14 protein-coding genes and 1 pseudogene are annotated in these 21,944 nt (G+C 63.6%); 8 read left to right on the top strand and 7 right to left on the bottom strand.

Annotated features, from left to right (window positions below):
• Positions 1-80: 80 nt before the first annotated feature.
• On the top strand, positions 81-1,853 hold the full coding sequence (locus ACI766_RS19560) for a S8/S53 family peptidase (protein WP_003082530.1): 1,773 nt from the start codon (positions 81-83) through the stop codon (positions 1,851-1,853).
• 22 nt (positions 1,854-1,875) lie between these two features.
• Here the strand turns inward: ACI766_RS19560 and ACI766_RS19555 are convergent, their stop codons facing one another.
• From ACI766_RS19555 to ACI766_RS19530, 6 genes and pseudogenes are all read right to left on the bottom strand, one after another.
• Positions 1,876-4,452, bottom strand: a complete 2,577-nt coding sequence (locus tag ACI766_RS19555; protein ID WP_003449345.1) for a PAS domain-containing protein — start codon at positions 4,450-4,452, stop codon at positions 1,876-1,878.
• 288 nt (positions 4,453-4,740) lie between these two features.
• Positions 4,741-4,836, bottom strand: a pseudogene (locus ACI766_RS19550) (glycoside hydrolase family 19 protein); the annotation flags it as partial.
• Between the two features lie 55 nt (positions 4,837-4,891).
• The gene (locus tag ACI766_RS19545; RefSeq protein WP_014603156.1) at positions 4,892-6,919 is read right to left on the bottom strand and encodes an acyltransferase family protein; all 2,028 of its coding nucleotides are present in this window, start codon (positions 6,917-6,919) and stop codon (positions 4,892-4,894) included.
• A 92-nt stretch (positions 6,920-7,011) separates the two neighbouring features.
• Positions 7,012-9,075: a right-handed parallel beta-helix repeat-containing protein gene (locus tag ACI766_RS19540; RefSeq protein ID WP_023086479.1), complete on the bottom strand. Its 2,064-nt coding sequence runs from the start codon at positions 9,073-9,075 to the stop codon at positions 7,012-7,014.
• A gap of 10 nt (positions 9,076-9,085) precedes the next feature.
• The gene (locus tag ACI766_RS19535) at positions 9,086-9,253 is read right to left on the bottom strand and encodes a hypothetical protein (RefSeq protein WP_003449350.1); all 168 of its coding nucleotides are present in this window, start codon (positions 9,251-9,253) and stop codon (positions 9,086-9,088) included.
• Positions 9,254-9,420: 167 nt separating this feature from the next.
• Complete coding sequence (locus ACI766_RS19530; protein ID WP_003086723.1) at positions 9,421-9,735, bottom strand: LasR-specific antiactivator QslA; 315 nt, start codon at positions 9,733-9,735, stop codon at positions 9,421-9,423.
• Between the two features lie 1,041 nt (positions 9,736-10,776).
• Here ACI766_RS19530 and aprX point away from each other — a divergent pair.
• The 6 genes from aprX (at position 10,777) to aprI (ending at position 19,073) form a co-directional block, all read left to right on the top strand.
• A complete protein-coding gene (aprX, locus tag ACI766_RS19525; protein WP_003122213.1) occupies positions 10,777-12,021 on the top strand; it encodes a type I secretion system-dependent protein AprX in 1,245 nt (414 codons plus the stop codon).
• A gap of 86 nt (positions 12,022-12,107) precedes the next feature.
• On the top strand, positions 12,108-13,889 hold the full coding sequence (gene aprD, locus ACI766_RS19520; RefSeq protein ID WP_003082539.1) for an alkaline protease secretion ATP-binding protein AprD: 1,782 nt from the start codon (positions 12,108-12,110) through the stop codon (positions 13,887-13,889).
• The gene (gene aprE / locus ACI766_RS19515; RefSeq protein ID WP_115282316.1) at positions 13,886-15,184 is read left to right on the top strand and encodes an alkaline protease secretion protein AprE; all 1,299 of its coding nucleotides are present in this window, start codon (positions 13,886-13,888) and stop codon (positions 15,182-15,184) included. The genes aprD and aprE overlap by 4 nt, the downstream gene beginning before the upstream one ends.
• A gap of 3 nt (positions 15,185-15,187) precedes the next feature.
• Positions 15,188-16,633 carry an alkaline protease secretion protein AprF gene (gene aprF, locus ACI766_RS19510; protein WP_058133092.1) on the top strand — a complete coding sequence of 482 codons (1,446 nt, stop codon included), beginning with the start codon at positions 15,188-15,190 and terminating at the stop codon, positions 16,631-16,633.
• A gap of 358 nt (positions 16,634-16,991) precedes the next feature.
• Positions 16,992-18,431 (top strand): serralysin family metalloprotease AprA, encoded by a 1,440-nt coding sequence (gene aprA / locus ACI766_RS19505; protein ID WP_003082542.1) that lies wholly within the window; start codon positions 16,992-16,994, stop codon positions 18,429-18,431.
• A gap of 246 nt (positions 18,432-18,677) precedes the next feature.
• Positions 18,678-19,073 (top strand): alkaline proteinase inhibitor AprI, encoded by a 396-nt coding sequence (gene aprI / locus ACI766_RS19500; RefSeq protein ID WP_003082543.1) that lies wholly within the window; start codon positions 18,678-18,680, stop codon positions 19,071-19,073.
• A gap of 12 nt (positions 19,074-19,085) precedes the next feature.
• Here aprI and ACI766_RS19495 read toward each other — a convergent pair whose 3' ends face one another.
• The gene (locus tag ACI766_RS19495; protein ID WP_003082544.1) at positions 19,086-20,711 is read right to left on the bottom strand and encodes a methyl-accepting chemotaxis protein; all 1,626 of its coding nucleotides are present in this window, start codon (positions 20,709-20,711) and stop codon (positions 19,086-19,088) included.
• A 228-nt stretch (positions 20,712-20,939) separates the two neighbouring features.
• On the opposite strand from ACI766_RS19495, the gene lhpD reads away from it, so the two are divergent.
• Positions 20,940-21,944, top strand: coding sequence for a bifunctional delta(1)-pyrroline-2-carboxylate/delta(1)-piperideine-2-carboxylate reductase (gene lhpD, locus ACI766_RS19490; RefSeq protein WP_003082545.1), 1,005 nt, complete (start codon positions 20,940-20,942; stop codon positions 21,942-21,944).

The raw sequence follows: 21,944 nt of genomic DNA, 5'->3' as shown, positions 1-21,944 counted from the left end.
CCGGGGGCCCGCCTTCAACCTGAACGAAGCGTTTCGCCAGGTGGTCGGAACAACAGGTCCCCGTTCCGGAAGCCGAGTCCATGCCGCTGCGCCGTGCCGTTTTCGCCATCCTTTTCGCGTCCCTGGGCAGTCCTTTGGTCGCCGCCGAAACACCCCTGCGCCTGGAGCGCCTGGAGCGCTGCGGCGATCTCCTGGCCAGCGAGCGGCAGGAGTGGTGCCTGCGCGTGCGCGGCCTGGGCTCCGGCCTGCCGCGCCTGTTGCTGGACGGCCGCGAACTGCCGGCCACCGCCCTGCGGCGCGAGGGCGACGGCCTGCGGCTCCGCCTGGACCGCCGTGGCCACGCCAGCGGTCCGCTTTGGCTGGAGCAGGGCGGGCGCAGCAGCAATCCGGTATGGCTGACCCTGAACGGCAGCCATGTGCTCGCCGCCGGTCCCGACGAGGTGGCGAAGAACATGGATGGCCTGACCACCTACGTCGACCTGGTCAGCCTGTTGATCGAGGAGAACCACGACGGTCGCCGGGAGGCCGAACGCCTGGCCGATAAATATGGCGCGCGGGTGGTCGGCGCGATCCCGCCGTTGAACCTCTACCAGTTGCGCCTGCCGGCGCGCGACCTCGTCCAGCGCGACGCGCTGGTCCTCCGCATCGGCAGCGAGACCAGCGTGGACGCCGTGGTGGTGGAGGAGTCCGCGCCGGAGAAGGGCGAGGAAACCGAGGCGGCGCGCCGGCCCGTGGACAAGCCGGACAGCGACTCCGACGAGTGGGCGGCCAATCGTTTCATGGACGCGGTGAACTATTACCAGCGTCGGGTCCGCGCCCGCCAGGCGCCGCTGGAGACCCGCCCGGTGCGCATCGGGGTGATCGAGCGCGACGTCGACTTCGACGCTCCCGACTTCGCCGACTACCTCGGCCCCTGCAAGGCGCCCGCACCGCGTACCTGCCTTTACGCGCGCGATGCCGAACGTCCCGACAACCACGGTTCGACGGTCGCCGGCATCCTCGCCGCGCGCTGGGACCAGGGCGGCAACAGTGGTTTCCTGCGTGGGCTGGACCGCGCCAGCCAGGGTTTCGAAGTGATCGTCGAGCGCAATTCGGATGCTGGCATCACGGCCAACGTCGCCGCCTCGGTGAACCTGGTGGAGGATGGCGTGCGGGTGCTCAACTGGAGCTGGGGCATCCACCGCGTCGGCGCTCGCGACGTCGATGGCGACGAGGTGGATTCGCTGGTGCGCTCGGGGATCGCCATGAGCGGCTACGAGGAGTTGCTCGAGGAGTTCTTCCTCTGGCTGCGCAAGGAGCATCCGGACGTGCTGGTGGTCAACTCCGCCGGCAACGGCTCGTCCTACTCCGGTACCGACGAATACCGCCTGCCGTCCTCCTTCGTTACCGAGCAGTTGCTGGTGGTGGGCGGCCACCAGCGCAGCGAGCGCCAAGGCCTGGCGGTGGACGACCCGGCCTACGCGGTCAAGCGCAGCACCTCGAACGTCGACATGCGGGTGGATGTCACCGCCGCCGCCTGTACCCATGCCTCGACCCTGGAGCGGGACGCGCGGGGCGAGGTGCACTGCGGCACCTCCTATGCCACGCCGATGGTCGCCGGCACGGTCGCCGCCATGCTTTCCCTCAACCCGCGGCTGCGACCCGAGGAGATCCGCATGCTGCTCCGGCGCAGCGCCATGACCATCGGCGGCGACTACGATTTCGAGCCGGCCGATGCCGAGGACCTCACCGCACCGATCCTGCCCTCGGAGCGCGGCTACCGCCTGGACCACCGCGACGTCGGCCGCTCGGCGCGGCTGGACATGCAGAAAGCCCTGGACCTGGCGGTGAAGAGCCGCGAGCGCGTGCGCTGAGGCGTTCCGCCGGCCCGGGGCCTCACGGCGAGGCTTCCAGCAGCCGGGCGAGGCGTTCGGCGAGTTCGTTGTGGCGGAACGGCTTGGTCAACACCTCGAAGCCGTTGAGTTGCTCGGGCCTCAGGTTGGCGTAGCCGGTGATGACCAGCACCGGCAATTGCGGGAAGTGCTGGCGCAGTTCCTCGGCAAGCTGCACGCCGGTCTTGTCGGCCATGAGATGGTCGGTGACCAGCAGGTCGGGCGCCAGGCCGCGCTCGACCTCGCCCAGGGCTTCCTCCGCCGACGCCGCCTCGCTGACCTGGTAGCCGAGATCGCCGAGCAGCAGCGCGGTGGTGTAGCGCACCATCCTGTCGTCGTCGACCAGCAGCACGTGGGTCGGCCGCGACGCCTCCGGTGCGTCCGGGCAGCTTTCTGCGGTGGATTGCGTCTGCTCCGCGGTGATCGGCAGCCAGATGCTCACCCGGGTCCCCTTGCCGATCTCCGAGTGGATGCCCAGGCCGCCGCCGGACTGGGCGACCAGGCCCTGGACCATCGACAGGCCGAGGCCGGTGCCCTTGCCCACGCCCTTGGTGGAAAAGAACGGCTCCATGCAGCGGGCCAGCACCTCGGCGGGCATGCCTCCGCCGTTGTCGGCGACTTCCAGGCACACGTAGCGGCCGGCGCCGAGACCGTCCACCGCGCCGTCGATCACCAGGTCGGTCCGCGCGCCTATTTCCAGGCGGCCGCCTTCGCCCATGGCGTCGCGGGCGTTCACCGCGAGGTTGAGGATGGCCAGTTCGAACTGGTGCGGATCCACCACCACCGCAGGCAGGCGTTCCGGGATCTCGATGCGGACCTCGATGGTCGGGCCGAGCGAGCGCTCGATCAGGTCGTGCATGCCTTCGACCAGCTCGCGCAGGGCCACCGCCTGCGGCTTGAGGGTTTGCCGGCGGGCGAAGGTGAGCAGGCGACCGACGAGGTTCCGCGCCCGTTCGGCGGACTGTAGCGCGCCGTCGATGAGGTCGGTGGAGCGGGCGTCGTCGAGCCGCCGGCGGATCAGTTCCAGCGAGGCCATGATCGGCGTCAGCAGGTTGTTGAAGTCATGGGCGATGCCGCCGGTCAACTGGCCGACCATCTCCATCTTGCGTGCCTCGTGAAGCTGCGCCAGGGCGCTTTCGCGCTGGGCGAGCATGGTCGCGACACGTTCTTCCAGGCTTTCGTTGAGTTCGCGCAGCTCGTTCTCGGCGCGTACCCGCGCGCTGATGTCCATGCACACGCAGAGCAGGCCGCTGGCGGCATGCTGCTCGTCCACCAGCGGCGTGACCTGGTTCTGCACCCACACCGTATCGCCGTCGGGGCGAACGTAGCGGCCGCTCATCTCGAACGCCGCGCCGGTCGCTCCGCCTGGCGCCGCGGGGAGGGCGAAGTCGGCGGGGTCGAGGATGTCCTGCATGCGCAGGCCGAGCAGGGTCTCGCGCGAACGGCCGGCGATCTCGCAGTAGCGATCGTTGACCCGGGTGAAGCGCCAGTTCCGGTCGCATACCGCGATGCCCGCGCTGGCCTGGTCGAACATCGCCGCCAGTTGCGCGGAACTGGTGCGCAGCGCCAGCTCCGCGCGGGCATGGGTGAGCGAGGTCCAGGCCAGCTTGGCGGCTTCCTCCGCCAGGCGGCGCGAATCTTCGCCGAGCGCCTGCGGATGGGCGAAGTGGATCGCCAGCAGCGCCTCCAGCCGGCCGTGGCGCAGCACCGGGACGTGCAGCGTGGCGCCCAGCCCCAGGCGCGCGCGGCTCGCCGCCTCGTCGAGACTCATGCCGCGCTCCCCGGCGAGGTCTTCCCGCGCCACGCTGCGTCCGGCATGCAGTTCGCCGGACAGGGTGGCGCCGAACGCCAGGTAGCGATGCCGACCGACCGCCGAGCGGCCGTCGTGGAGATAGTCGCGATGGACCTGGAAGGTCATGCCGTCGCCGTTGTCCTCGCCGAAGAATATCCGCGACGCGCCCAGCTCCTCGCCGAGCCGGCGCAGGGCGGTGGCTTCGATCTCCAGGGGATCGGCCAGGGACGGCAGGGTCTGGCCCAGTTCCAGGAGGAACGCCTGGCGGCGTTCGAAACGCACCCGCTCGGTGGTCTCGGTGACGATGCACAGCACGCCGCCGACGGAACCGTCGGTTTCCCGCACCGCCGAATAGGACACGTCGAAATAGACCGTCTCGCCGCGTCCATGGCGTTCGATGTAGAAGGGCCGATCCTTTGCCGCGAAGGTTTCACCGGTCTCGTACACCCCGCGCAGCAGCGGTTCGAGGTCATCCCACAGCTCCCGCCAGTTCTCTATCGCCGGCCGGCCGAGGGCGCGCGGATGCTTGTCGCCGATGCTCGGCGCGTAGGCATCGTTGTACAGGGCGACGAATTCCGCGCCCCAGAACAGCACGATCTGCGCCTTGGCCGGCAGCAGCGTGGCCATCGTCGTCTTCAGGCTCGCCGACCAGGCGTCCGGCGGGCCGAGGGGCGAACTGGCCGCGTCGAGGCTGAGCAACAGTTTCCCGACCGCTCCTCCGTTGGCCAGGAAGGTCGGTGGATGGTCGAGGGGGTTCGGGTCCGGTTCGATGGTGAAAGGCTGTGCCATGTCTGCGGAGTCTTGCTCGGTTCCGGTTGAGGTGGTGGGTCGTATGGAATATAGGAGGGCGGTGGGTGCGCTTGCGTTCAATCAGCTTGGGGGACCGCGGGATCCCGATGCGGGTAGGTTTCGAATGGTCCCGAGGGAGCTGCCGGATTAGGCTGTGGGATGAGTACGGCCCTCATTTCCAGGAGCGGCGCGAGGGCCGCTTGGCCCGGTAGAATTTTGCTGTTGTTTTTCTTTTTTTAAAACAATGGGATACGGTAAGGGTGTTCCCCACGGGTGTGGGGATGAACCGCGCGTCATCCCGCGGTTCAGCGCACCAACAAAAACGCCGGCTCGAGGGCCGGCGTTCGGGAGGACATGCAGCAACTGCTGCTCAGTGATGGGCATGTTTTCTCCGGACAAAAAAAGCCGCGCATAGCGCGGCTTATTGGTAGCCTTTTCCCTAATTATTTGTTGATACTGACCTGGGCTTAGTTACCAGGCGCAGGAACAGGTCCTTATTCGCATAAATCACGTACTCTGAGCCAGCCTTTGAAAGGTGGTGACTATCACTATATAGAATTCTCTCTTTATTAACGGATTTACAGAACCCCCCATCACAAAGTGAACGCTGAGGATCAACAAAATAAACCCCACTCTCTTCAGATAGCAGAGAAAGCGACCTATTCAGCTTAGCTGAAGGAACGTCAGAGTATGGAATTCCAATACGTTTCAAACAATCTCCTCGTCCGATGGACGGCCTGCTATAGCAACCAGCAATATCTGGCGAGCCAGCGCCAGGAACATTCCCTATTACAACCAGTTCGTGGCTCCCAATAAGAGACTTTAACTCCAGAATTTTTCCATTCAAAAACTGATAGGCTGAGTCCTGATCAATTGGCTTCTTCTCACCCAATCGCGCGGCATATTTTATCTGCTCATGCCAGAACTCAGAAATAACCAGAACAGAATTCGGATTCTTTTTAAGAACTGAAATCGCCTGATCTAAAGCGGCAGGGCAAGTTGAGTCCCAATCTGTTCCGGGAGTAAGTCGCGTGACGCCGGGAAGCATTATACAACTAACCGTACTAATATAAATGCTGAGTTTATTTGGCTTTCCAATAGCATGATCGAATCCATAGGCATACTGTCGTGCGTGACTATCTCCCATAACGACGATATCTGCCAGTCCATCAGCACCGCCAACTATCCATCCATAACGCTCGGGATATCCATTTCCACCGTATTGGTCTACATGAAATTGCTTCGAGTCTGCCAACTGACGCTTTATCCCTTCAGGCGGTTCTGCTACGCGCCATACCCAACCAGAACTTCCCCATGCCGTCGAGGCAGGAACTACGAGAAGGCAGGCAAGCATCAAGCATGTCAGATTGAAGCCATTACTAGTAAGTGACTTCTCGTTAGGTCGACGAAGTGGAGTTTCAACCGTTTTATACAGTGCATATCCAAGAACAAGCGAGAGAAATACTATTACGAATTTTTCATAAACAGACGCTTCCCCGGAGAAATAATACTTATAGAAAACAATTATCGGCCAATGAACAAGATAGACCGAATAGCTTATCATGCCCAAGAAAACAAACGGCTTCGTAGAAAGCGTATATCTCGAAACGGGCGAACTTGAGGAAAACACTATAAGAGCCGCACCAATGCATGGAAGTAGTGCGTTATAGGTTGGAAACGGAGTTAAAGAATCAAACTTAAAGATCGAATAGACAACCAATGCCAGTCCAGCAGCAAAGGCAACATTATGAAATGCATTCGACTTAATCTGAGGAATAAAAACAAGGATCGCGCCTATCGCGAATTCAAACACTCGAAATGGTGTCAGATAGAAAACTGTAGAGGCGCCATCTGCAAACCACTTGGCAACTGTTGGCCCAGCCCAAGCTACGGCCGAGCTATAACCATCTATGAAGGAAAAATTTGCGAGAAGGCTCAACACACCGCCGACAACAAGAAACGATACTATTCCTTTCGCACCAAATCTCTTTCCAAAAAAAACAAGGACAACAGGCCAAAACATGTAAAACTGCTCTTCTACACTAAGAGACCACGTATGTAAAAGCGGCTTAAAGCCTGAGGATGTATTGAAGTAACCGCTTTCACTCCAAAAATAGAAGTTTGAAAGGGAAAATAGCGAGTAAACAACCTCCCCCCCAAATCGCTTAAGATGTTCAGAACTGAATAAAAACAGAGATACAAAGAAACTACAGAAAACTACCACAAAAAGAGCGGGAAAGAGCCTGCGCACCCGACGGGAGTAGAATCTATGATAGTCGAAACACCCACTTGACGACACTTCTGAATAGATGAGTCTCGTAATCAGAAATCCACTGATGACGAAAAACACATCTACTCCGACATAGCCTCCCGCCAGAGAGCTAAATCCCGCATGAAAGAGCAGAACGCTCATCACCGCGACAGCCCTCAGGCCGTCGACACCAGGCATGTACTTCATTGCTGACATTGAAGCGTCTCCGCCGCCATCCAAGGACAAACGGCGGATTATGCCTTAACCGGCCAGAACTGTCAGGCCGAGGCAGAAGCCCCGGCCCGATCTCACTTGAGCAGCCAACTGGAACCGTTGCTCTTCAATTCCGCATACTGCCCAGGCGTGAGCGTCAGCGTCGTGCCGTTGTTCGTGTACGTGCCGTAGGTACTCGCTGTGATCGCGCCAGCTGCCGGCGTGACGGCCACATTTCCGCTAGAGGCGTTGCGGATCATGTACGTCGTGCCGATAGTGAGGGCGGCCTCGGGCAGGGGAAACGCACCGGCAACAGCTGCTTCAATATGTTGTCCGGCATATTCGAAAGCGTCTGTACCTGGGGCCGTCGATAGCGTGACAACTGGCGGAGTGTCCCATGTGATACCGCCAACAACTTTCACGCGCATCCGCTCGACAGATGGATAACCATGGCGATTCACGCGCACGTTTCGGATATTCGCAATGACTGGAGCATTTGTAGCCCCTAGACACCACACAGGGCGCACCATCTGCAAATTATCGTTAAATACAGTGAACCCGTTTATATCGAAATTCCCCTTGGATTCGACAACCTCCAGACTGTCAGTGGAATCCAGCCAAACACCGCACCGATTTATATTGCCAGTAGCTCCAGCAAAATTAAGATTTCTGGCCGAAGCGTTATTAACAATAACAGCGGCATTCTTTGCGCTCCAATTTCCGAATCGAATGGCCGACCCAAATGGCTGCTCAATATGTGGATTATGAATAACAATTTCCCCATACATATTTAACGATGGAGTCTTGCCCCCACCATATACGAACCCGATTCCACCCCCTTTTGCACCATACTGTGTGGCTGAACCATTACGATAGGACTGGAACCCGTAGACTCGAACCGAGATTGCAGAGTCCGTGTTTGGTATTGTGAACTGCAAGCCAAAACCCGCATTGCCCTGAGCCGAGCACCCGTACATATTGATATCTTCAAAATAGTAACCGGAACCTTCGTTAGGCTCTATATCAAATCCAGCCCACGGGCCGTTTGCAGAGGCTCCCATTCCATTTGTATTCGTATTTGTCGACCGGCACTTAGTCAGAGTTGCACGCTTGGCGTTAACAATTGAAACGCCATTCCGGCCGTTATAGTTGCAGAGAACACGCTCTAAATTTATATCTTCACAGGGAAGCCCTACATTACCAGTTAATGCAGCGCCATCACCAGAAAATGCGTTTATCGATAAATCCTGAACAAGTACATTTTTTGAACCATAGAGAAACAGACCATAGCGTCCCTCTCCGCTAGTTGCCTCGTTCTTCTGACCATTGATCTGCATTCCGTTTCCGCGGATATAGACGTTTGTCTGGCTGGCAATAGCGATGAACGGGGCGTTGTCACCGATTACTGTTCCTGGCTCTTGAAGAACTACCGTCCGACTGGTCGCCCCTATAATCTGGTTCGAACCGATCACGAATGGCGCTGTGCGAATCGTCCCCGGCGGCAGCACGGCGACTGCACCAATGTTGGCGCCATCGCCCTCGTTTGACCGAGTTTCGCGGAGCAGCATCGCGAGCGGTGCCGTACCAAGCTCACCTTCGACCCAGCCGAAGTACTCCAGCCGCACAGCGTTGTTCTCGATCCGGCGAACGAATGCACCGCTCGCCGACGGCTCCGTCTCGCCGACGCCGGCGAGATAGTCTGCTAGGCCAGGCTGGGCGGTGTATGCAGGGACCGTCGGACTGATTACCGTTCCGCCATTGTGCATTGATCGAGGCATCAACGGGTCCCAGACGAATACGCCGCCACCGGTTGTAATGCCTGGGCGATGCTCACGAACATGGTACGTATGAGTCGTTTTCCGAGGCGATCCGACGAGATCGGCAAGTGACTCAACTACAACTGCGGACCGGCCGACAACCGCCGCGCCAAGCGCCAGGTCGGTCTCATTGACCAGCTCAGCGCGTAGCGCGCGATCAACCTGGTTCACAAGTAGCGGCTCGTCGGTAGCCCAGTTCCCGCTCAGGCTGACCGGGAAATCTGCTGGCAGTTGAACGCTATACAGGTTCCCGTCACGCTGAATCAGTTGAGTCGGGCGATCAACAATCAGCGGAGAGCCGTCGACATATTCAAGGAAAGCCTGGTTCGAATCCTTGAGCATCCAGCCAGTCTTAGAACTGTTCCGCATATCCTTTCATCGTTGGGCGCATAACGCCGAAACGATCACTCCACGTGGTGTTTACTCGGTCGTTCATCGCCGCGTCGAAGTTCTCGGCGTTATCGTACAGATCAGGCGGGTCTTTGGAGCCAAGCGGGTTACCGGTGGCGTATGTAGTCATGCAAGTTCTCCGGGCATGAGAAAGCCCACTCTATGGCGGGTTATGGTTTTCGTGTGGTGTTCCCCACATGCGTGGGGATGAACCGTAGAAGTACGCTCGCGCAGCGGCATGGATAGAGCAGTCCCATAGGGCGAACGACGCCACCGGCGTCATTCGCCATGGTCGGGTCAACCGGAACGTCGAGCGGCTACCAGGCGCTGCTGCAGGCGCGTCAGGAAGGCCACTTCGAAGGCGGTCTTCTGCATCGGTGTGGGCAGGCTGTCGCGGCCGAAGGCGAAGGCGGTCCAGAGCTGGCCTTCGATCTGGTCGGCAAGCCAGTTCTCGGCCTGGCGGACGCCCTTGTCGATGGCGGGCTGGGCGGGAACCGGCCAGAGCAGGGAGAGACCGGGTTGCCGGTCGGCGGGGGGAATCTCGACCATCAGGTCCTTGTAGCGTTCGATGATTGCGTCGACGTGGGTCTTTTCCTTTTCATCCTTCGTCATGCTGGGTACTCCGTTTCTGAGAGTCACATGACCTGCCGCCTTCGCTGTCAATCGATGGAGGCAGGATCGCGCAGGGTTGACAGACCGGGAAACGGAACCGGCAGACCACGAGGGTCTCCCCACGCGATCCGCCATGAAGGCCCGCAGTTGGAAAACTGCGGTCGAGCCGATGCCTGCAAAAGCATTCGCTGCTTTCGCATGCACCGCTCGGCGCATCGCGCCGTCTCTTCGGGCTGTCAAACCCGGTCACGGATTTGGCCGTGACGGGCGCAGGATAGGGGCAGGCAAGGCGGGGAGCAAGGGCGGGAATGGGTGACGGCAGAGGCTATCGGCAGGCAAGGCGTTGGCTGAAGCGATTCATGGAAATAACCCGGCGTTGGGAGCGCGCCGTTAATCATCGTTTACCAGGAGAAAACAATCCGCCTGGACTGTTCGATTCAATATTTTGTGATGCGCTTCACGCAATAAGAGTATTCCTTATGAGCCACGCAAAAGTGTCATTCGCTTCTTCGAAGAGGGCGCTGCCGAAGTTGCACGCTAGTTGGGCACGCCGCGAGGGCGGCTTGGCACTTTGGTGCATAAGGATATAACCCTTTCTTCATTTCTGATTTTCGTCAGAGTTCGTGCCGGGGCGACCGTCCGTCATTCGATATTAATTAAAAGCGTCAATAATCCGTTTAGGAATCAGGGGCTTGGAAATCCACCTGGCAGAACTGACAGGTCGGTATGCCCAACCAAAGTATTGAACTGATTTAAGTGGTGGTACAAATTTGCCTTTCCCATGTTAGTCCTACTTAACAGGCGAAGCGGTGGAGAGCGCTCTGTTGCGGGCTGCTCGGGATTAAATGGGTTTCGCCCTCGGGGGCTCCTGTCTTCCAATAAAAACAAGTTGTCGCCAGGCCTGATGAACTTTCAGGTACCCGCGTTCCGTTTTCTCGCGGAACTCACTGACTGCGCTTAACCGCGTGACCGGTTCGGTCGGTAAACAGCGACCTGCGCCGGAAACGCGATAACCGAGACAACTCAATCGAGGAACAGAAGATGGGATTATTCAATGCAGCCGCGAACCTGTTCGGCCAGGTCTACGAGCGTGCGACGCAGGTGGCCGCCACCGCCGTCACGGCGGTGGCGGACGTGGCCAGGACATTGGTGGGCTCCACCGTCGACGCCGTGGAGCAGCAGGTGCACGAAGCGCTGACATCGGTGCATGACGCCGTTGCCAGCGTGGAGCAGGCGCTGGAGGGTACGGTCGGCGCGGTGGCCGGCACGCTCGGCGAGATCGCCGGCGACGCCCTCGACACCGTAGGCTCCGCGGTCGGCACGCTGGGCGGGCTGGCCGGCAACTCGCTGGCGATCGCCGACGACTTGTTGCACGGGCGCGTCGAGCCGGAGGATTACCTGAAGCTGGTCGGTGACCTGGGGCAGGGCGTCGGTGCCACCGTCGGCCATGCCTGGGAATTCGGCAGCGACAGCCTGAAGGCCGCCAACGATCTCTACCACGCCGCCTACCAGGGTGGCTCGCTAAGCCTCGGCAATAGCGACGGCCTGCTCGGGGTCAATGTGATCGGCTCGCTGCTCGGCGGCAATCACGACCAGGGCGTGATTCCCGATAGCCGCGGCATCCTCGGCCCGCTGCCGATCAACGTCTCCCTCACCGAGCAAGGCCTGACCTTCGGCGGCGAGACGCCGCTGACTCCGCTGGTCACCGCAGCCCTGGCGCTGAATCCGATCACCGCGCCGCTGGTGCCGGTGCTGGCGCCGCTCAACCTCGGCGGCCTGGGAGTGGTCGGCTCGGTCGACAAGGAAGGCTTCAGCGCCAAGTTCTACGGTATCGCCGGACCCAGCTACAACCTCGGCGTGGCCAATCTCGGCGGCACCCTGGAGCTGGGTAGCTACAACGAGGTCAAGCTGCTGAGCTGGAACGAGGTGACCCTCAAGGACCTGCCCATCGTCGGCGGCATCCTCGGCTACGTGCCGGTGGTCAAGGACATCGGTGTCTCGCTGCCGACGCTGGACCTGCACTTCGACAGCAAGCTGTATGCGCAAACGATTGCCGGTGTCGATGTCGCCGGGGTCGGGCCGAAGGGCCAGATCGAGCTGGTGCATGACCTCGACAATGACCTGTCGATCGTCGCCGGTATCGCCGGGGATACCGCGCACAGCGCACTGGACGGGGCCGGCAAGGTGCTTGCGGCGCTGCTCGGCCACGGCGGCGAAGCGGCGCCGCCGACAATCCAGCTGATCGGCGCCGACCCGGCGCCGGAGCATCAGGCCCTGGCCGCCTGACGGCGAGGGAACGCCCGGCACAGGGAGGTGCCATCCGGGCTCATTCGGGATTCCAGCGGCAGTCGTGGCAGAAGTGAGCGCGCTCGATGGCAAGGCTCGGTTCCAGCGTTACCAACGAAATCAAACAGGCCCTGGCGGCCAGCCGCGGCGCATTGCGCAGCGTGGCGGCGTTCTCCGGGGTGATCAACCTGCTGATGCTGGTGCCCTCGCTGTACATGCTGCAGGTGTACGACCGCGTGCTGTCCTCGGCCAACGAAGTCACCCTGTTGATGCTGACCCTGATGGCGCTTGGCGTGTTCGTCTTCATGGGCGCGCTGGAGGCGCTGCGCAGCTTCGTCCTGGTGCGGGTCAGCGAACGCTTCGACGGCCAGTTGCACGGGCGGATCTACGCCGCCGCCTTCGAACGCAACCTGCGCGCCGGCGGCCAGGAGGCCAGCCAGGCGCTGCACGACCTGACCACCCTGCGCCAGTTCATCACCGGCCAGGCGCTGTTCGCCTTCTTCGACGCACCCTGGTTCCCGGTCTACCTGCTGGTGATCTTCCTCTTCGACCCCTGGCTCGGCCTGCTCTCGCTGGTCGGCGCGCTGGCCCTGATGGCCCTCGCCTGGTTCAACGAACGCGCCACCCGTGCGCCGCTGGCCAAGGCCGGCGAGTTGTCGATCAAGTCCGGCCAACTGGCCAGCAACAACCTGCGCAACGCCGAGGTGATCGAGGCGATGGGCATGCTCGGCAGCATGCGCGGGCGCTGGGAACGGCTGCACCAGGCGTTCCTCGACCAGCAGAGCCTGGCCAGCGAGCGCGCGGCGCGGATCAACGCGCTGAGCAAATACCTGCGCATCGCCCTGCAATCCCTGGTGCTCGGCCTCGGCGCCTGGCTGGCGGTGGAGGGACGCATCACCCCGGGGATGATGATCGCCGGCTCGATCCTGATGGGCCGTGCGCTGGGGCCCATCGACCAACTGATCGGCGTGTGGAAGCAGTGGGGCGCAGCGCGCGATGCCTATCGCCGGCTGAGCGGCCTGCTCGACGAATTCCCCGCCCGCGAGCGGCGCATGGAATTGCCCGAGCCGCGTGGCCACCTGCTGCTGGAATCGCTGGACGCGGCGCCGCCCGGCAGCGAGGCGCGCACCCTGCGTGGTCTGACCCTGGCGATCCCGGCCGGCTCGGTGGTCGGCGTGATCGGTCCGTCCGGCTCCGGCAAGTCGAGCCTGGCGCGGGTTGTGCTGGGCATCTGGCCGACCCTGCACGGCAGCGTGCGCCTGGACGGCGCCGAGATCCGCCAGTACGAGCGCGAGACCCTCGGCCCGCGCATCGGCTACCTGCCGCAGGACATCGAACTGTTCGCCGGCACGGTGGCGGAAAACATCGCCCGCTTCGGCGAGGTGCAGGCCGACAAGGTGGTGGAGGCGGCGCGCCTGGCCGGGGTCCATGAACTGGTCCTGCGCCTGCCGCAGGGCTACGACACCGTGCTCGGCGTCGGCGGCGCCGGGCTTTCCGGCGGCCAGCGCCAGCGCATCGCCCTGGCCCGGGCGCTGTACGGTGCGCCGACCCTGGTGGTGCTCGACGAACCCAACTCGAACCTCGACGACAGCGGCGAGCAGGCGCTGCTGGCGGCGATCCAGGCGCTCAAGGCGCGTGGCTGCACGGTGCTGCTGATCACCCACCGGGCCGGCGTGCTGGGTTGCGCCGACCGCCTGCTGGCGCTGAACGCCGGCCAGTTGCACTTGTACGGCGAGCGCGACCAGGTGCTCGCCGCCTTGAACAACCAGCGCGCCGCGTCGGCGTCGCAGCAGCGCGCGGACTACCGGGTGGCCGGCTACGGCGCGCCGCAGGTGGTGGCCGCGCCGCGCCAGGGAGGTGTGGAATGACCCGCACGGTGAAACGCGACGAGAACGCCTATGCGCGACTGGGCTGGCTGCTGGTCCTGTTCGGCTTCGGCGGCGCGCTGCTCTGGGCCGCCTTCGCGCCGCTCGACCAGGGCGTGGCGGTGCCGGCCACGGTGATCATCTCCGGCCAGCGCAAGTCGGTGCAGCATCCGCTGGGCGGGGTGGTCAAGCACATCCTGGTGCGCGACGGCCAGCATGTGGAGGCGGGCGAGCCGCTGGTCCGCATGGAACCGACCCAGGCCCGGGCCAACGTCGATTCGCTGCTCAACCGGTACGCCAACGCGCGGCTCAACCAGGCGCGCCTGCAGGCCGAATACGACGGCCGGCGGACCCTGGAGATGCCCGCGGGGCTGGCCGAGCAGGCCCCGCTGCCGACCCTCGGCGAGCGCCTGGAGTTGCAGCGGCAGTTGCTGCACAGCCGCCAGACCGCGCTGGCCAACGAACTCTCCGCATTGCGGGCGAACATCGAGGGGCTGCGCGCCCAGCTCGAAGGGTTGCGCCAGACCGAGGGCAACCAGCGCCTGCAACAACGCCTGTTGAACAGCCAGTTGAGCGGTGCGCGCGACCTCGCCGAGGAAGGCTACATGCCGCGCAACCAGTTGCTCGAACAGGAGCGCCAACTGGCCGAGGTGAACGCCCGGCTATCGGAGAGCAGCGGTCGCTTCGGGCAGATCCGCCAGAGCATCGCCGAGGCGCAGATGCGCATCGCCCAACGCGAGGAGGAGTACCGCAAGGAAGTCAACGGGCAACTGGCGGAAACCCAGGTCAATGCGCGGACGCTCTGGGAGGAGCTGTCCTCGGCGCGCTACGAACTGCGCCACGCCGAGATCCGCGCGCCGGTCAGCGGCTACGTGGCCGGCTTGAAGGTGTTCACCGATGGCGGGGTGATCGGCCCCGGCGAATTGCTGATGTACATCGTGCCCAACAGCGACAGCCTGGAAGTGGAGGGCCAGCTTGCGGTGAACCTGGTCGACCGGATCCACAGCGGGCTGCCGGTGGAGATGCTGTTCACCGCCTTCAACCAGAGCAAGACCCCGCGGGTCACCGGCGAGGTGACCATGGTCAGCGCCGACCGCCTGCTCGACGAGCAGAACAAGCAGCCCTACTACGCGCTGCGCGCCCAGGTCGACGCGGCCGCGATGGGCAAGCTGAAGGGCCTGCAGATCCGCCCGGGGATGGCGGTGCAGGTGTTCGTCCGCACCGGCGAGCGCTCGCTGCTCAATTACCTGTTCAAGCCCCTGTTCGACCGCGCCCACGTGGCGCTGGCGGAGAACTGACCGATGACCATGCGCCGCCTGATGACCTGGCTGTTCGGCGCCTTCCTGTTGCTGCTGCGCGAGGACGCCTTCGCCCTCGGCCTGCTGGACGGCTATCACCTGGCCCTGGAGAACGACCCGCAGTTCCAGGCCGCGATCCAGGAGCACGAGGCCGGCAGGCAATACCGTGCGCTCGGCCGCGCGGCGCTGCTGCCGCGCCTGGTGTACAGCTACAACCGTGGGCGCAGTTGGTCCGATGTGACCCAGGCCACCACCCGCGGCGATTTCAAGGAAGACCGCGACTACGACAGCTACGTCTCCACCCTCAGCCTGCAACAGCCGTTGTTCGACTACGAGGCCTTCAGCCGCTACCGCAAGGGCGTGGCCCAGGCGCTGCTGTCCGACGAGCGCTTCCGCAGCCAGAGCCAGGAACTGCTGGTCCGGGTCCTGGAAGCCTATACCGGCGCGCTGCTGGCCCAGGACCAGATCGAACTGGCGCGGGCGCAGAAACGCTCCTACCGCGAGCAGTTCCAGCTCAACCAGCGCCAGTTCGAGCGCGGCAACGGCACCCGCACCGACACCCTGGAGACCCAGGCGCGCTTCAACCTGGCCCAGGCCCAGGAAATCGAGGCGCGGGACAGCCAGGATGCCGCCCTGCGCGAGCTGGAGCGGCTGGTCGGGGCGCCGCTGGAGATCGCCGACCTGGCGCCGCTCGGCGAACGCTTCCAGGTGCGCCCGCTGAGCCCCGCCAGCTACACCGCCTGGCGCGACCTGGCGCTGGCCGAGAATCCCGAGCTGGCCTCGCTGCGCCACGCGGTGGACGTGGCCCGCTACGAGGTCGAGCAGAACCGCGCCGACTTCCTGCCGCGCCTGGGCCTGTACGCCAGCACCGGCAAGTCCAAGTCCGGTTCGGAGAACACCTACAACCAGCGCTACGAGACCGACAGCGTCGGCATCCAGTTGAGCGTTCCGCTGTTCTCCGGCGGCGAGACCCTGGCGGCGACGCGCCAGGCCACGCATCGCATGGAGAAGAGCCATTACGACCTGGACGACAAGGTCCGCGAGACCCTCAACCAGGTGCGCAAGATGTACAACCAGAGCAGCAGCAGCGCGGCGAAGATCCGCGCCTACGAGATGACCGTGGATTCGGCGCGGACGCTGGTGATGGCCACGCGCAAGAGCATCGCCGCCGGGGTGCGGGTCAACCTCGACCTGCTGAACGCCGAGCAGGCGCTGTACAGCGCGATGAACGAGCTGTCCAAGGCCAAGTACGACTACCTCACGGCCTGGGCACGCCTGCGTTTCTACGCCGGGGTGCTGGACGAAGCCGACCTGGAACTGGTGGCGGCGAACTTCGTTTCCGGCGAGACGCCGGCGCGCCGCCGCGACTGCGCGACGACGGATTGCCCGGCGCCGCTGCACACCCTGTCGAAGACCGATACGGAGGAAAACCGGAGCGCGCTCCATTGAGACCGCGAAGGACGTGCGGGCAATTGTTCGCCTGGCGTGAAGTCGATGTCCCGGGCGGGTCGACAGAGGTCGAACAATACGCATGGAATTGTTTTTTCAATAAGGCGCTATTTATATGAAACGGTTTTTATAATATTCCAGTGTCTTCGGTAGTTTATCTTTCCTGCATGATTTCATATATGCGGAATTCGTTCGTGCATATGCTTTAAGTGCAGCTTAATTTTTTTCATGAAACCTGTGGACATTGGAAAATGAGCTGTGTCAGTTTGGACTTCGGCCTGATCTGGCCGATAACTGCAATTATCCATCCGATAATTGTATCCGAGTTATTTCCTTTACAACTTAAAGGGATATGACAATGTCCAGCAATTCTCTTGCATTGAAAGGTCGTAGCGATGCGTATACCCAGGTAGACAACTTCCTGCATGCCTATGCGCGGGGCGGGGACGAATTGGTCAATGGCCATCCGTCCTATACCGTCGACCAGGCGGCGGAGCAGATCCTCCGCGAACAGGCGTCTTGGCAGAAAGCGCCGGGCGACTCGGTGCTGACCCTGTCCTATTCGTTCCTGACCAAACCGAACGACTTCTTCAATACGCCGTGGAAGTATGTCAGCGATATCTACTCGCTGGGCAAGTTCAGCGCCTTTTCCGCGCAGCAGCAGGCCCAGGCCAAGTTGTCGCTGCAATCCTGGTCGGACGTCACCAATATCCACTTCGTCGACGCCGGCCAGGGCGATCAGGGCGACCTGACCTTCGGCAACTTCAGCAGTAGTGTCGGCGGTGCGGCGTTCGCCTTCCTGCCGGATGTACCGGATGCGCTCAAGGGGCAATCCTGGTACCTGATCAACAGCAGCTACAGCGCCAACGTCAATCCGGCCAACGGCAACTACGGACGCCAGACCCTGACCCACGAGATCGGCCATACCCTGGGCCTGAGCCACCCCGGCGACTACAACGCCGGCGAGGGCGATCCCACCTACGCCGACGCTACCTACGCCGAGGACACCCGCGCCTATTCGGTGATGAGCTACTGGGAAGAGCAGAACACCGGCCAGGACTTCAAGGGCGCCTATTCCTCGGCACCGCTGCTGGACGACATCGCGGCGATCCAGAAGCTCTACGGGGCCAACCTGACCACCCGCACCGGCGACACGGTGTACGGCTTCAACTCCAACACCGAGCGCGACTTCTACAGCGCCACCTCGTCCAGTTCCAAGCTGGTGTTCTCGGTGTGGGACGCCGGCGGCAACGACACCCTGGACTTCTCCGGCTTCAGCCAGAACCAGAAGATCAACCTCAACGAGAAGGCGCTGTCCGATGTCGGCGGGTTGAAGGGCAATGTGTCGATCGCTGCCGGGGTCACCGTGGAAAACGCCATCGGCGGCTCGGGTAGCGACCTGTTGATCGGCAACGACGTGGCCAACGTGCTCAAGGGCGGCGCCGGCAACGACATCCTCTACGGCGGCCTCGGCGCGGACCAGTTGTGGGGCGGCGCGGGGGCCGACACCTTCGTCTACGGCGATATCGCCGAGTCCTCCGCGGCGGCGCCGGATACCCTGCGCGACTTCGTCAGCGGCCAGGACAAGATCGACCTGTCCGGGCTGGATGCCTTCGTCAACGGCGGGCTGGTGCTGCAATACGTCGACGCCTTCGCCGGCAAGGCCGGCCAGGCGATCCTGTCCTACGACGCGGCGAGCAAGGCCGGCAGCCTGGCGATCGACTTCAGCGGGGACGCCCATGCCGATTTCGCGATCAATCTGATCGGCCAGGCGACCCAGGCCGACATCGTCGTCTGACGCGCTGAAGCGGGCGCGGTTCGGTGCGGCGGTACGAACCGCGGCCCTTCGGCCGGCCGGGCACTGTTCGAATTGATAGGTGTCTTCCACAGGAGCGAAGTTGTGAACTGTGGCGCGCCCGTGGGCCGGCGGCCTGGCGGACGAACGGAGGCCCGCGGCGCCTGGCGCGCGCTGGCGTTCGAAGCGAGGATGGCGGGCGGCGTTCGCCGTGTTATCCGATGTTCCAGGCTTGAAGGAGATCTCTCGATGTCGGCAAGCGCGAAGCTCTCCAGGATGGTTTGCTTGCTCTGCGGTTTTTTCAGCACAGGTATCAGTATGGCCAGCAGTCTGATTCTTCTCAGCGCTTCCGATCTCGCCGGGCAATGGACCCTGCAGCAGGACGAGGCGCCCGCGATCTGCCACCTGGAGCTGCGCGACAGCGAAGTGGCGGAAGCCAGTGGCTACGACCTGGGCGGCGATACCGCCTGCCTCACGCGCTGGCTGCCCAGCGAGCCGCGCGCCTGGAGGCCTACCCCGGCCGGGATCGCGCTGCTCGAACGCGGCGGCCTGACCCTGATGCTCCTCGGTCGCCAGGGCGAGGGCGACTACCGGGTGCAGAAGGGCGACGGCGGGCAGTTGGTGCTGCGCCGCGCGACGCCCTAGCTCGCTTGCGGGTCAGACCACGAAGCGACCGATCATGCCCTTGAGGTCGTTGGCCAGGCGCGACAGCTCGTGGCTGGCGCCGCGGGTCTGCTCGGCGCCCTGGGTGGTCTGCACGGCAACGTCGCGGATGTTCACCAGGTTGCGATCGACCTCGCGGGCGACGTGGGCCTGCTCCTCCGCAGCGCTGGCGATCACCAGGGTGCGCTCGTTGATCCGCGTGGCGTGCTCGGCGATCTCGCCCAGGGCGTGGTCGGCGGCCTCGGCCTCGTCGAGCATCTGCCGGGCGCGCTGGTCGTTCTCGCGCATCGCGGACACCGCGGTGTCGGTGCCCTCGCGGACGCTGGCGATCATGCCTTCGATCTCATGGGTCGATTGCTGGGTGCGGTGGGCGAGGGCGCGCACCTCGTCGGCGACCACCGCGAATCCGCGGCCCTGCTCGCCGGCGCGGGCGGCCTCGATGGCGGCATTGAGGGCGAGGAGGTTGGTCTGCTCGGCGATGGCGCGGATCACGTCGAGCACCTTGCCGATATCCTGCGCCTGGCTGGCCAGGCCTTCCACCAGGCGCGCGGTCTGGCCGATCTCGGCGTTCATCTGGCGGATCGAGCGGACGGTCTGTCCGACCCGTGCGCGGCCGTTGCCGGCGGCCCGTTCCGAGAGACTGGAGGCCTCGGCGGTGGAGCTGGCGTTGCGCGCGACCTCCTCGACCGCCGCGCTCATTTCGTTGACCGCGGTGGCGGCCATCTCGATCTCATCGTTCTGCCGGGCCAGCGACCGGTTGCCTTCCTCGGTCACCGCGTTCAGTTGCTCGGCAGCGGCGGCCAGCAGCGCGGCGGAATCGCCGATCTGCTCGATGGTGTCGTGCAGGCTGGCCTGCATGCTGCGCATGGCCTTCATCAGTTGCGCCGGCTCGTCGTCGCCGTCGCTGGCGATCTCGCCGGTCAGGTCGCGGGCCGCGATGCGGTCGGCGCAGGACACCGCCTGGCGGATCGGCACGACGATGCTGCGGGTCAGCAGCCAGGCGATCGTCACGCTGGCCGCCAGGGCCACCAGCAGCACCGCGAGGATCGCGGTGGAGGCCCGGGAGTAGACATCGGCGGCTTCGGCGGTGGAGGCGCGGGCGGCCTCGCGGTCGAGGGCGATGAGTTGCTTCAGGGTCCGCTGCACCTGCTCGTAGCGCTGCAACTGGGCCCCGCCCATCAGCACGCTGGCTTCGTCGGTACGGTTGTCACGGGACAGCGCGAGCAGGGCGGCGTGTCCTTCGAGGTATTCCTGCTGGCGCTGGACGAACTGGTCGAGCAACGCGCGCTCCTCGTCCAGGACCAGCAAGGGGCGGTATTCCCTTTCCACCCTGGCGAGGGTAGCGATGACCTCGTCCATCCGTTGTTCCTGCTGGCGCATGCGCGTGGCGTCGTGCAGCAGCACGTGGTTCATCTCGCCGAGGCGCAGTTCGCTCATCAGGCCGCTGAGCTGGGCCGAGGCTTCGACGCTGGGCAGCCAGACCTCGCCGATATCCTTGGCGGCGCGGTTCAGCGAACCCATGCGGTTGTGCGCGAAGAGGCCGAGCGCCACCAGCAGCGAGGCGAGGATGGCGAAGCCGATGACGGCGCGTGGGGTGATGGCGATACGACGAAGAAGCATGGGGTGGTCTCCGACCGGGCTGTGGGAAGGTGCTTGGTCCTGTAGCGGGGCGCGGAAGGGTTTCTTGAGGGGCTGCGGGGCTATTTGGAATTGCCTTACATGATTGCTAGGAATTTTCTGTAAGTTTTCGCCGGTTGTGCCGTTTTCGGCATGCTCCGGGTCGATTGAGGTCAAGAGAAGGCTGTCGCGGCAGGCCACCCTAGGGATTGGTCGAACAAGGAGAAGCCCGTGATCCGAATGACGCTGGACGAGGTCCGCGAGCTGGCCGTGCGCATCCTGCGCCGGCACGCTTTCAGCGAAGCCCATGTACAGGCGGTGGCCGATACCCTGGTGGCGGGGGAGCGTGACGAATGCGCGTCCCACGGTATCTGGCGGTTGCTCGGCTGCATCGCCACCCTGAAGGCCGGCAAGGTATCCGCCGACGCCGAGCCGGAACTGCACGACATCGCTCCCGGCCTGCTGCGGGTCGACGCCCATGGCGGGTTCTCCCAGTGCGCATTCCGGCTGGGGCTGCCGCATCTGCTGGAGAAGGCCCGCAGCCAGGGTATCGCGGCGATGGCGGTAAACCGCTGTGTGCATTTCTCCGCGCTATGGGTTGAGGTCGAGGCACTCACCGAGGCGGGCCTGGTGGCCCTGGCGACCACGCCGAGTCATGCCTGGGTGGCGCCGGCGGGCGGACGCAAGCCGATCTTCGGCACCAACCCGATCGCCTTTGGCTGGCCGCGTCCGGACGGCCCGCCGTTCGTCTTCGACTTCGCCACCAGCGCCGTGGCGCGTGGCGAGATCCAGTTGCACGAACGCGCCGGCAAGCCAATCCCGCTGGGCTGGGGGGTGGACGAGCAGGGCGAGCCGACCACCGATGCCAGCGCCGCGTTGCGAGGCGCCATGCTCACTTTCGGCGGGCACAAGGGCTCGGCCCTGGCGGCGATGGTCGAACTGCTCGCCGGTCCGCTGATCGGCGACCTGACCAGTGCCGAGTCGCTGGCCTACGACGAGGGCAGCCGTTCTTCTCCCTACGGTGGCGAACTGCTGATCGCCATCGATCCGCGGCGCATGCTCGGCGCCTCGGCGGAGGAGCACCTGGCGCGCGCCGAGACGCTGTTCGAAGGCATCGTCGAACAGGGCGCGCGCTTGCCCTCGCAGCGACGCTTCGAAGCGCGCGAACGCAGCGCCAGGGACGGTGTGACGATTCCCGAGGCGTTGCACCGGGAGCTGCTGGCGTTGCTGGAGTGA

Origin of the sequence: Pseudomonas sp. DL (genome assembly GCF_047199225.1) — a bacterium.
Taxonomy (GTDB): domain Bacteria; phylum Pseudomonadota; class Gammaproteobacteria; order Pseudomonadales; family Pseudomonadaceae; genus Pseudomonas; species Pseudomonas aeruginosa.
Note: the sequence above shows the minus strand (reverse complement) of the source record. Positions and strands in the feature narration are given on the sequence as shown.